An 11,571-nucleotide genomic window follows, 5' to 3' on the forward strand; every position below is an offset into this window, starting at 1 on the left:
ACGCTCTCCCCGCCACTCACGCCGCCGCCCTCCCCGGCGCCCTCCCCGGCGCTCGAAGCCTTCATCACCGCCCTGCCCAAGGTGGAACTGCACGTGCACCTGGTGGGCTCGGCCTCGGTGCCGACCGTGCTGGAACTGTCGCGCCGGCACCCGGACAGCGAAGTGCCCACCGACGAGGAAGAACTGCGGCGCTTCTACACCTTCAGGAACTTCGCCGACTTCGCCCGGGTCTACCAGGCCGTCAACCGGCTGGTCCGCACCCCCGAGGACGTGGCCACGCTGGTGCTCGGCCTGGCCAGAGACCTGGCGGGACAGGGCGGCAGGTACGTCGAGCTCCAGGTCACCCCGTACTCGCACCATCGGGTCGGAATGCCGATGCGCGAGGTGACCGAGGCGCTGAACCTGGCCGCCGCGGGGTCGCTGCGCGAGCACGGGATCGAGCTGACCTACATCTTCGACATCCCGGGCGAGTACGGCGAGGAGGCGGCGCGCATCACCCTGGAGCACGCGCTGAGCGAACCTCCCACGGCCTTGGTAGGTTTCGGCCTCGGTGGCATGGAGGAGCCCAGGCCGCGCTACCGCGACGCCTTCCGCGACGCGTTCGCCGCGGCCAGGGCGGCCGGGCTGCACAGCGTCCCGCACGGCGGCGAGATGACCGGCCCCGAGACGATCTGGGAGGTCATCGAGGGCCTGGGCGCCGAGCGCATCGGCCACGGCATCTCCTGCCTGGCCGACCCGCGGCTGGTGGCACACCTGCGCGAGACCAGGCTCCCGCTGGACGTCTGCCCCACCTCGAACCTGCGCACCGGCCAGATCGCCCGCATCGAGGACCACCCGCTGCCGCGCCTGCTGGACGAGGGCCTGTTCGTGACGCTGAACAGCGACGACCCGCCGATGTTCGCCACCACCCTGACCGACGAGTATCGCCTCGCCGCGCGCGTCTTCGGCCTCGGCGTGCCGGAGCTGGCCGGGCTCGCCCGCAACGGCGTGACCGCCTCCTACCTGCCCGGCGAGCGCAAGGCCGCGCTTCTCCAGGAGATCGACGACCTGGCCGCCGCCGCGGGCTGAGCCCGGAGGGTCACGGCGAGGCCAGCCGCCCGAGCTCCGGCGGGATCTTGCCGGCCGCGGCCCGGTCCAGCAGGAACAACGTCCGGCTGCGGCCCCTGGCGCCGGCCGCGGGCACCTGCACGGGGCCGGAGTCGGACAGCGCCAGGCGCACCGCGCCCGACTTCTCCTCACCGGCGGCCACCACCCACACCTCGCGCGCCGCCTGGATCGTGGGCAGCGTGAGCGAGATGCGCGTGGGCGGCGGCTTGGGCGAGCCGTGCACCGCCACCACCGAACGCGTGTCGTACAGCGCGGGCATGCCCGGGAACAGCGAGGCCACGTGGGAATCGGGGCCCATGCCGAGCAGCATCACGTCGAAGCCGGGCACCGGCCCGTGGTCCTCCGGACGGGCCGCGGCACGCAGCTCGGCGGCGTAGGCGTCGGCGGACTCCTCGGCCGACATCCCCGAGTCGGGCCCGCGCATCACGTGCACCCGCTCGGGATCGAGGTCCACCTGGTCGAGCAGCGCCTGACGGGCGCCGGTCTCGTTGCGTTCCGGGTCGCCGGCCGGCAGGAACCGCTCGTCGCCCCACCAGACGTCGAGCCGCCGCCAGTCCACCGCGTCACGCGCGGGCGTGGCGGCGATCGCGGCCAGCGTGGCGATGCCGACCGAGCCGCCGGTCAGCACGAGCGACGCCGACCCCTTGGCCGACTGCACGTCGACCAGCCGCGTGATGATCCGCGCCGCCACCGCCTTGGCCAGCACATCGGCGTCGCGGTGCACGACAACGTTAGGAACGCTCACAACACTTCTCTCCATCGACATGAAAGGCCGGGCGCCGATCACGGCGCCCGGCCACCTTACTCGGCGGAACCCCGCCGGGTTCAGAACGGGTACGTGCGCGCGAACCGCTTGACCGCCGCCTCGTACGTCTCGTCCGAGTCGAGCCTGCGCAGCTCCTCGGCCATCAGCTCCGAGGTGTTGCGCCTGGCCAGAGCCACGTTCCTGTCGGGCTGCCCGGGCCGCGACAACGTGGCGAGCCTGGCGTCGCTCCTGACCACCGACAGCTCGCCGTCGGAGGTCCGCAGCCGCACCGCGGTCAGCCCGGGCCCGGGAGAGTCGGCCACGGTGACCGGCGCGCCCAGCCGCTCGGTCAGCCACGCCGCCAGCAGCGGCGCGCTCGGATGCCCGGCCGCGGCCTCGACCACGCCCTCGGCCACCTCGCCGACCGGCTGGTCGAACGCGGCCGCCAGCAGGCTGCGCCACGGCGTCAGCCTGGCCCACGACAGGTCGGTGTCGCCCGGCGTGTAGTGCTTGGCCTTCGACTTCAGCTCCTCGATGCCGCCGTCGTCGAAACCCTTGGCGTCGGTGATGCGGCGCAGCGCCAGCACCCCGATCGGGTCTCTGGCCGGCACCTGCGGGGCCTTGCCCGGCCACCAGGCCACCACCGGGGTGTCGGGCAGCAGCAGCGGGCTGACCACCGAGTCGGCGTGCTGGGTCAGCTCGCCGTACAGGCGCAGCACCACGATCTCGCCCGGCGTGGACTCGCCGATGCGCAGCTCGGCGTCGAGCCTGTTCGGCTCGTCCGGCTCACGCTGGACCACCACCAGGATGCGCGAGGGGTGCTCGCGGGCCGCGTCGCTGGCCGCGCGCAGGGAGTCGTACTGGTCGCGCTCCTCGCACACCACCACCAGCGTCAGCACCATGCCGATCGCGGGCGCGCCCATCTGGTGCCGCAGCAACGTGAGCTGCGCGGAGATCTTCCCCGCGGTCGTGTCGGACAACATGAAAGTGGTCACTTAGAGTCTCCTCCACGTACGCCCGTCGCGCTGCATCATGGCGTCGGCCGACTCCGGCCCCCACGAACCGGAGTCGTACGGTTCCGGCTGCCCCTGCGTGGTCCAGAACTCCTCGATCGGGTCGAGGATCTTCCACGACAGCTCGACCTCGCGCTGATGCGGGAACAGCGGCGGATCGCCGATCATCACGTCGAGCAGCAGCCGCTCGTACGCCTCCGGAGACGACTCCAGGAACGACTCGCCGTAGGCGAAGTCCATGGAGACGTCGCGCACCTCCATGGCCGTGCCCGGCACCTTCGAGCCGAACCGCACCGTGATGCCCTCGTCCGGCTGGACCCGGATGACCAGCGCGTTCTGGCCGAGGATCTCGGTGTCGTCCTTGCTGAAGGGCAGGTGCGGCGCGCGCTGGAAGACCACCGCCACCTCCGTCACCCGCCGGCCCAGCCGCTTGCCGGTACGCAGGTAGAACGGCACTCCCGCCCACCGCCGGTTGGCGATCTCCAGCTTGATCGCGGCGTAGGTCTCGGTGATGGAGTCGGCCGAGATGCCCTCCTCCTGCAGGTAGCCGACCACCTTCTCGCCGCCCTGCCAGCCGGCGGAGTACTGGCCGCGCGCGGTGCCCCTGGCCAGGTTGGCCGGCAGCCGCACCGCGTTGAGCACCTTCTCCTTCTCCCGCCGCAGCGAGTTGGCGTCGAAGGACGTCGGGTCCTCCATCGCCACCAGCGCCAGCAACTGCAGCAGGTGGTTCTGGATCACGTCGCGGGCCGCGCCGATGCCGTCGTAGTAGCCGGCCCGGCCGCCGATGCCGATGTCCTCGGCCATGGTGATCTGCACGTGGTCGACGAAGCTGCGGTTCCAGATCGGCTCGTAGAGGTTGTTGGCGAACCTCAGCGCCATGATGTTCTGGACCGTCTCCTTGCCCAGGTAGTGGTCGATGCGGAAGATCGAGCTCTCCGGGAAGGCCGAGGTGGTGATCTCGTTCAGCTCGTGCGCCGACTGCAGGTCGTGGCCGAACGGCTTCTCGATCACCACGCGCCGCCACGAGCCCTCGGGCGCGTCGGACAACCCGGTGCGCTTGAGCTGCTCCACCACCACGGGGAAGAACTTGGGCGGCACCGACAGGTAGAAAGCGTAGTTTCCGCCGGTGCCCCTGGTCTGGTCGATCTCGGCCAACGCCATCGCCAGCGCGTCGAAGGCGCCGTCGTCGTTGAACTCGCCGGGCACGAAATGAATGCCCTCGAGGATCTGCTTCCAGACCTCTTCACGGAAAGGCGTGCGCGCGTGCGCCTTGACGGCGTCGTGCGTCAACTGGGCGAAATCCTGGTCCTTCCAATCGCGTCTGGCGAATCCCACCAGCGAGAAACCCGGCGGCAGCAGGCCGCGGTTGCCCAGGTCGTAAATCGCCGGCAGCAGTTTGCGCTTGGCCAGGTCACCGGTCACGCCGAACAACACCATCACACACGGCCCCGCCACCCGCGGCAGCCGCTTGTCGCGCGGATCGCGCAACGGGTTGGCGGCCGCCACCTCCAGTGTGGTGGAGGTGCCCGCCACGGCCGCCGCTACCGCGGCGACCTCCTCCTCTTCCGAGGCCGCCGCCGCGGCCTCCGCCTCCGACGGAGCTGCCGGATCGGTCATCGTTCAAACCTCCTGTGCTGCTTCGAGCAAACGCGCGACACCCGCCGCGCGGTCCGTCAGATGCAGGCGCACGGCCGCCCGCCCGCGGCTCTCCAGCGCGGCCAGGTCGCCGAGCGCCTGGGCGAGCTGGAGCCGGCCGAGGGTGTACGGGCGGCCGGGCACGTCGACGTCCTCGTCCTGGCCGACCGCCCCGGTGATCACCACGTGCACGCCGTTCCCTGGCCCGCCCAGGTGGTACTGGCCGCTGCCGCGCAGCGAACGCGGCGCCCAGCCGAACGTCACCGGCCGGTCGGTCCTGATCGCCAGCAGCGCCCGCAGCGTGGCCGGGTCGGCCATCATCCACGCGTCGGTCATCTGCTCGAAGTCGGCGCCGTCGGGCACCGGCGCGTCGAAGGCGGCCATCCGGTCGAGGCAGGCGGTGATCGACAGGTAGCCGTCGTCCGGGATGGCGTGCAGCAGCTCGCCCAGCACGCCGGGCAGGTCGTGCGCCTTGACCGGGCCGTACACCTCGACCGGGCCGTCGGTCAGCGCGAGCACGCTCATCGGCGGCTCGGCGGCGGCCAGCAGCGCGGCCGCGTCCTCCCGCGACTCCGCCGCGTCGGGCCGCCCGGCCGGGTCGACCTCCAGCAGCAGCGCGGCCACCGCCGTGGCGTACTCCCACACCGTGAACTGCGCGCCCAGCGGGCCGTCGACCCGCACGTCGCCCACGTCGGACTCGATGCCGACGACCAGCTCGTCGCTGGTGCGGTTCGGGTCGGAGTTCACCACCGGCAGGATGCCCCGGCCCGACTTGCCGGTGGCGCCCGCGAGGAGCTGCTCGATCCAGTCGGGCAGCCCGTTGAAGGCCGACAGCTGGTCTTCGAGCACCAGCTTGTCGCGCCCGTTCAGCGCCGCGCCGCCCAGCGCGGCGCCCAGGTCGAGACCCGGGTTGCCGCTCTCCAGCGACAGCAGCGGCAGCACCTCGCCGGCGTCGTCGAGCAGCCGCGCCACGTCGGCGCCCGCCAGCGCGGCCGGCACCAGCGCGTACGCCGACAGCGCCGACCCGCCGCCCCCGGCCGCGTGCACCACCCGGTAGCCGGAGGCCCCCGCCGCGATCGCCGGCGGCGAATCGGGCTCGGCGACCACCACGATCCGCGCGGCGGGCTCGATGCCCGCCGCGCGGAACGCCTGTTCGTAAACGCGTAGCACGGCGTCGGTCTCCACGCCCGAACCCGACACCACCAGCGTGGTCGACTCCAGGCCCTCGGCCAGGGCGCGGCGCACCTGACCGGGGTCGCAGGTGTCGAGCACGGTCAGCGGCACGTCGGCGCTCTGGCAGATCACCTCGGCCGCCACCGCCGCGTCGCCGGTTCCGGCGAGCACCACGTTCGTCAGCCCGCCCTTGCGTGCGCGCGCGACCAGCTCGCCGAGTTCGGGCAGCAGCTCGCGAGCGGCGTGCGGCGGCGGGCCGAACCCGGCCCGCACCCCGGCGCCCTCGCCCCACAGGCTGGGATCGCCGCCGGCGAGCCGCCCGGGCACGCCGGCGGCGACGAGCCGCCCCGCGACGGAGGAGGCGAGCTGCGCCACCTCCTCCTCGCGGTAGGAGACCTCCATCACGGAACCAGGTTCTTGCTGACGCTCTCGAGCAGCTCGTTCCAGGACGCCTCGAACTTCTCCACGCCCTCCTCCTCCAGGACCTTCACCACGTCGTCGTAGTCGACGCCGGCGTCCTTGAGCGCGGCCATGGTGTTCCAGGCCTGCTCGTAGAACGGACGCACGGTGTCGCCGGTGATCTGGGCGTGGTCGGCCGTCGCGTCGAGCGTCTTCTCCGGCATCGTGTTGACGGTGCCGGGGGCGACGAGCTGGTCGACGTACATCGTGTCGGAGTAGTCGGGGTTCTTCACGCCGGTCGAGGCCCACAGCGGCCGCTGCGGGCGGGCGCCGGCCGCGCGCAGGCGCTGCCACCGCTCGGAGTTCATGACCTCCTCGTAGGCGGCGTAGGCCAGGCGCGCGTTGGCGATGCCGGCCTTGCCCTTCAGCTCCGGCTTGCCCAGCTTGTCGAGGCGCTTGTCGATCTCGGTGTCGACGCGGCTGACGAAGAACGAGGCCACCGACTCGATCGTGGCCAGGTTCAGGCCCTTGGCCTGCGCCGCCTCGAGACCGGCCAGCCAGGCGTCCATGACCGCGCGGTAGCGCTCCAGCGAGAAGATCAGCGTGACGTTGACGCTGATGCCCTCGGAGATGGCCTGCGTGATCGCGGGCAGGCCGGCCAGCGTCGCCGGGATCTTGATGAACAGGTTCGGCCGGTCGACCAGCCACCACAGCGCGCGGGCCTCGGCCACGGTCTGGTCGCTCTCGTGCGCCAGACGCGGGTCGACCTCCAGCGAGACGCGGCCGTCGACGCCGCCGCTGGCGTCGTAGACCGGGCGCAGCACGTCGGCGGCCCAGCGGATGTCGTAGGTGGTGATGGCCCGCACCGCCTCGTCCACGCTGACCCCGCGCACGGCCAGGTCGTGCAGCTGGGCGTTGTAGGCGTCGCCCTTGCTGAGCGCACCGGCGAAGATCGTCGGGTTGGAGGTGACCCCGACCACGTTCTTCTCCCGGATGAGCTGCTCCAGGTTGCCGCTGCGCAGGCGCTCGCGGCTGATGTCGTCGAGCCAGATGGCCACGCCCTGGCCGGACAGGTTGTTCAGGATCTCACTCATGGTTGTTCAGTTTCCCGTCGTCTCGCCCTTGTCCTGACCGAGCTTGGCGAGGCTCGCCTTGGCCGCCGCCGCCACGCGCTCCGCCGTCAGCCCGAACTGCTCGTACAGCGTCTTGTACGGCGCCGACGCGCCGAAGTGTTCGAGGCTGACCACCTCGCCGCACTCACCGACGAACTCGTGCCAGCCGAGCGCGATTCCCGCCTCGACCGCGACCCGAGCCCTGATCGCCGAGGGCAGAACAGTCTGCCTGTAAGCGATGTCCTGCCCGTTGAACCACTCGACACACGGCATCGAGACCACTCGCGTGGGGATTCCCTGGGCCTCGAGCAGCTCCCGGCCGGCGACCGCGATCTCGACCTCGCTGCCGGTGGCGATGATGATCACGTGCGGCATGCCGTCGGACGCCTCGCGCAGCACGTAGCCGCCGCGGGCCACGCCGTCGCAGCTGGTGCCCTCGAAGACCGGCAGGTTCTGCCTGGTCAGCGCGAGCGCTGCGGGCCTGTCGGTGTGCTCGAGCACGGCCTTCCAGGCGTAGGCGGTCTCGTTGGCGTCGGCCGGGCGGACCACGTCGAGGCCGGGGATCGCGCGCAGCGCCCACAGGTGCTCGACCGGCTGGTGGGTGGGGCCGTCCTCGCCGAGGCCGATGGAGTCGTGCGTCCACACGTACGTGACCGGCAGCTTCATCAGCGCGGCCAGGCGCACGGCCGGGCGCATGTAGTCGGAGAAGACCAGGAACGTGCCGCCGTACGGGCGGGTGCCGCCGTGCAGCGCGATGCCGTTGAGAATGGCGCCCATCGCGTGCTCGCGGATGCCGAAGTGCAGCGTGCGGCCGTACCGGTTACCCGGGAAGTCCTTGGTCTGGTACTCGTCGGGGACGAAGGACGGCTCGCCCTTCATCGTGGTGTTGTTCGACTCGGCCAGGTCGGCCGAGCCGCCCCACAGCTCGGGCAGCACCGGCGCCAGCGCGCTCAGCACCTCGCCCGAGGCCTTGCGGGTGGCCATCGAGCCGCCCTTCTCGAACTCCGGCAGCGCGTCGTACCAGGCCGGGGGCAGCTCGCGGCGGGAGATGCGGTCGAGCTCCTTGGCCCGATCGGCGTTGCCCGCCCGCCAGCTCGTGTAGCCCTTCTCCCACTCGGCGTGCTCGGCGCGGCCGCGCTGGGCCACCTCGTGGGCGTGCGCGAGCACCTCGGCGGGCACGTCGAAGGTCTTGCCCGGGTCCAGGCCGAGCACCTCCTTGGTGGCGGCCACCTCGTCGGCGCCCAGCGCCGAGCCGTGGATCTTGCCGGTGTTCTTCTTGTTGGGCGCCGGCCAGCCGATGATCGTGCGCAGCCGGATGAACGAGGGCCGGTCCGTCTCGGCCTTGGCCGCCAGCAGCGCGTCGTAGAGCGCCTGGACGTCCTCGTGGTATTCGCCGCCGGCCGTCCAGTCGACGCTCTGGGTGTGCCAGCCGTAGGCCTCGTAGCGCTTGACCACGTCCTCGGACATGGCGATGAGGGTGTCGTCCTCGATGGAGATGTGGTTGTCGTCGTAGACGACGACCAGGTTGCCCAGCTTCTGGTGCCCGGCCAGCGAGCTGGCCTCGTGGCTGATGCCCTCCTCGATGTCGCCGTCGCTGACGAAACACCAGATGTTGTGGTCGAACGGCGAGGTGCCGGGCGCCGCGTCGGGGTCGAACAGGCCGCGCTCGCGGCGGGCGGCCATCGCCATGCCCACCGCGTTGGCCAGGCCCTGGCCCAGCGGGCCCGTGGTGGTCTCGACGCCGGCCGTGTGGCCGTGCTCGGGGTGGCCGGGGGTGAGGCTGTCCCACTGGCGCAGGCGGCGCAGGTCGTCGAGGGTCAGGCCGTAGCCGGACAGGTAGAGCTGAATGTAGAGCGTCAGGCTGGTGTGCCCGCACGACAGCACGAAACGGTCGCGGCCGAGCCAGTTGGGGTCGGTCGGATCATGCCGCATCACGCGCTGGAACAGCAGATACGCGGCGGGCGCCAGACTCATTGCGGTGCCGGGGTGACCCGAGCCCGCCTTCTCCACTGCGTCCATCGCCAGGGCTCGAACGACGTCGACGGCCTTCTTGTCGAGGTCGGTCCATTCGAGGGCTGGCACGAGTTCGGTGCTCAAGTGCTCGATCTCCGGAATCTAGTTGTCTTTGAGGTGGTACCGGTTTGGCTATCCCGCCCACACCGGACCCTAACCGAGTGGAGCTGACGATCGATTCCCATTCCACTCTCGCGTGTCCACGAATGGCTCAAGCCCCCCATTGGCCGGACCGGCCGACCCTGCGACTACAGTTTGTTTGTTCGCAGGGGCGCCACGGCGCCCATCCACGGATTCGCTCTAATCAGAGGTTACGCGTTGACTCCGCACGTGCTGGAAGCGCCTTGACGGTGCTGACCAACAGGCAGGCGACGGCCCCGGCTCCCGCGCCGGAGGCGCCGCGGACGATCGGCAGTGTCGTCAAGGCCTACATCGCGCTCACCAAGCCGCGGATCATCGAGCTGCTGCTCATCACCACGCTGCCGGTGATGTTCCTGGCGGCCGGTGGGCTGCCGCCGCTGTGGACCTCGGTGTCGGTCATGGTCTTCGGCACCCTCTCCGCCGGCAGTGCCAACGCGCTCAACTGTTACGTCGACCGCGACATCGACGTCAAGATGCGCCGTACCCGGCGCCGCCCGCTGGCCAGGCACCAGGTGTCGCCGCGCGGGGCGCTGATCTTCGGCATCATCTTGGGGATTTTGTCCACTATTGGACTCTGGCTGACCACGAACTGGCTGGCCGCCGTGCTGTCCACCGGGGCGATCCTGTTCTACGTCCTGGTCTACTCGATGATCCTCAAGCGCCGTACGGCGCAGAACATCGTGTGGGGCGGCATCGCTGGCTGCATGCCGGTGCTGATCGGGTGGGCCGGCATCACCGAGCGTCTCGACTGGGCGCCGCTGGTGCTGTTCGGCGTGGTGTTCTTCTGGACGCCGCCGCACACCTGGACCCTGGCCATGCGCTACAAGGAGGACTACGCCGCCGCCGAGGTGCCCATGTTGCCGGTGGTGGCCACCGAGCGCCGGGTCATCCTGGAGTCGATCGCCTACACCTGGGCCACCGTGGCGTGCTCGCTGCTGCTGTGGCCGGTCGCCGGCACCACGCTGTTCTACCCGGCGGTGGCCGCGGTGCTCGGCGTGATGTGCCTGTGGGAGGTGCACCGGCTGCTGGCCAGGCTCAACTCCGGCAAGACCGGGGTGGAGCTGCGGCCGATGCGCTTCTTCCACTGGTCGAACGCCTATCTGGCGCTGCTGTTCCTGGCCGTCGCGATCGATCCGCTGCTGGCCTGACGGCTTTCCTGACCGCCTGTTGCGGCGGCTTTACCGCGTCGTTACAGTGAACGCGTGATGGGCACTTCAGGGGTCGCCGCGGGTCTTGACGGGCCGTAGATGGGCGCCGGGCACGGGCATAGGCACGGGCACGGCCATGCTGTGCGCGAGGGCGCCGACAGGCGGCGCCTGGCCGGGGCGCTCGCGCTGATCGTCGGCTACATGGCGGTCGAGGTGGTGGCCGGCGTGCTCGCCCACTCGATCGCGCTGATCTCCGACGCCGCCCACATGCTCACCGACGCCTTCGCCATCGCGCTGGCGCTGGTCGCCATGCGGATGGCCGCCAGGCCCGCCCGCGGCGCCTACACCTTCGGCTGGAAACGGGCCGAGATCCTCTCCGCGCAGATCAACGGCGTGACCCTGCTCCTGCTGGTGGCGTACTTCCTCTACGAGGGCGTGGCCAGGCTGCTCGACCCGCCCGCCGTGGTCGGCCCCGTGGTGCTGGTGACGGCGGTGACGGGCATCGCGGTCAACGCGGCCGCCGCCTGGCTGCTGTCGCGCTCCGACCGGCGCGGGCTCAACGTCGAAGGCGCCTTCCAGCACGTGCTCAACGACCTGTACGCCTTCGTCGCGACCGCCGTGTCCGGCCTGGTGGTGTGGCTGACCGGCATCAGGCAGGCCGACGCGGTCGCCGCGCTGATCGTGGCCGCGCTCATGCTCAAGGCCGGCTGGGCACTGCTGCGCGACTCGGCCCGTGTCCTGCTGCAGGCGGCGCCCAGCGACCTCGACCCGGACGAGATCGGCCGGGTCCTGGCCGCCGATCCGGACGTGGTGGAAGTCCACGACCTGCATGTCTGGACGGTGACGAGTGGCTATCCCACGCTGTCGGCGCACGTGCTCGTGGCGCGCGGCGCCGACTGCCACCCGGTGCGCGCCAGGCTCGCCGACCTGCTGCACGAACGCTTCGCCATCGGCCACACCACGCTCCAGGTCGACCACGGCAGCCCGGGCGCGGCCGATCACTGCGCCGATCCGCACGGCCCCAGCCACCAGGGCGGGCACCGGCGAGAGGACCACCTCGGAAGGACAGCGGATGCCTGATCCGT

General features: G+C 71.3%; 9 protein-coding genes. 3 read left to right on the forward strand and 6 right to left on the reverse strand.

What is annotated here, in order from left to right; all coding sequences use genetic code 11:
* The first annotated feature begins 63 nt into the window (after positions 1-63).
* Positions 64-1,068, forward strand: a complete 1,005-nt coding sequence (add, locus tag HII36_RS00695; protein WP_173521131.1) for an adenosine deaminase — start codon at positions 64-66, stop codon at positions 1,066-1,068.
* A gap of 10 nt (positions 1,069-1,078) precedes the next feature.
* Here add and pgl read toward each other — a convergent pair whose 3' ends face one another.
* The 6 genes from pgl to tkt all read right to left on the reverse strand — a co-directional run bounded on the left by pgl (position 1,079) and on the right by tkt (position 9,203).
* Entirely contained in the window at positions 1,079-1,852 is a 774-nt protein-coding gene (gene pgl / locus HII36_RS00700) for a 6-phosphogluconolactonase (RefSeq protein WP_173521035.1), read from the reverse strand.
* Positions 1,853-1,932: 80 nt separating this feature from the next.
* Positions 1,933-2,847, reverse strand: coding sequence for a glucose-6-phosphate dehydrogenase assembly protein OpcA (locus tag HII36_RS00705; protein WP_173521036.1), 915 nt, complete (start codon positions 2,845-2,847; stop codon positions 1,933-1,935).
* Positions 2,848-4,482 (reverse strand): glucose-6-phosphate dehydrogenase, encoded by a 1,635-nt coding sequence (zwf, locus tag HII36_RS00710; RefSeq protein ID WP_236003052.1) that lies wholly within the window; start codon positions 4,480-4,482, stop codon positions 2,848-2,850.
* Between the two features lie 3 nt (positions 4,483-4,485).
* Positions 4,486-6,075, reverse strand: coding sequence for a glucose-6-phosphate isomerase (locus tag HII36_RS00715; RefSeq protein WP_173521133.1), 1,590 nt, complete (start codon positions 6,073-6,075; stop codon positions 4,486-4,488).
* Positions 6,075-7,166, reverse strand: a complete 1,092-nt coding sequence (gene tal, locus HII36_RS00720; RefSeq protein ID WP_173521037.1) for a transaldolase — start codon at positions 7,164-7,166, stop codon at positions 6,075-6,077. The genes HII36_RS00715 and tal overlap by 1 nt, the downstream gene beginning before the upstream one ends.
* Before the next feature lie 6 nt (positions 7,167-7,172).
* Complete coding sequence (gene tkt / locus HII36_RS00725) at positions 7,173-9,203, reverse strand: transketolase (protein WP_236003059.1); 2,031 nt, start codon at positions 9,201-9,203, stop codon at positions 7,173-7,175.
* Positions 9,204-9,541: 338 nt separating this feature from the next.
* On the opposite strand from tkt, the gene HII36_RS00730 reads away from it, so the two are divergent.
* Together HII36_RS00730 and HII36_RS00735 are read left to right on the forward strand one after the other, a co-directional pair.
* Positions 9,542-10,486: a heme o synthase gene (locus tag HII36_RS00730; protein ID WP_173521039.1), complete on the forward strand. Its 945-nt coding sequence runs from the start codon at positions 9,542-9,544 to the stop codon at positions 10,484-10,486.
* Between the two features lie 141 nt (positions 10,487-10,627).
* Positions 10,628-11,566 carry a cation diffusion facilitator family transporter gene (locus HII36_RS00735; protein ID WP_328807535.1) on the forward strand — a complete coding sequence of 313 codons (939 nt, stop codon included), beginning with the start codon at positions 10,628-10,630 and terminating at the stop codon, positions 11,564-11,566.
* The last annotated feature ends 5 nt before the right edge of the window (positions 11,567-11,571 follow it).

It is taken from the genome of Nonomuraea antri (genome assembly GCF_013283785.1).
GTDB classification, from domain to species: Bacteria; Actinomycetota; Actinomycetes; order Streptosporangiales; family Streptosporangiaceae; genus Nonomuraea; species Nonomuraea antri.

What these genes read in the sequence shown, in the direction of transcription:
- zwf (WP_236003052.1), bottom strand. Translation starts at nt 4,482, where the DNA reads ATGACCGATCCGGCAGCTCCGTCGGAGGCGGAGGCCGCGGCGGCGGCC.
- tkt (WP_236003059.1), bottom strand. Translation starts at nt 9,203, where the DNA reads ATGGACGCAGTGGAGAAGGCGGGCTCGGGTCACCCCGGCACCGCAATG.
- HII36_RS00715 (WP_173521133.1), bottom strand. Translation starts at nt 6,075, where the DNA reads ATGGAGGTCTCCTACCGCGAGGAGGAGGTGGCGCAGCTCGCCTCCTCC.
- tal (WP_173521037.1), bottom strand. Translation starts at nt 7,166, where the DNA reads ATGAGTGAGATCCTGAACAACCTGTCCGGCCAGGGCGTGGCCATCTGG.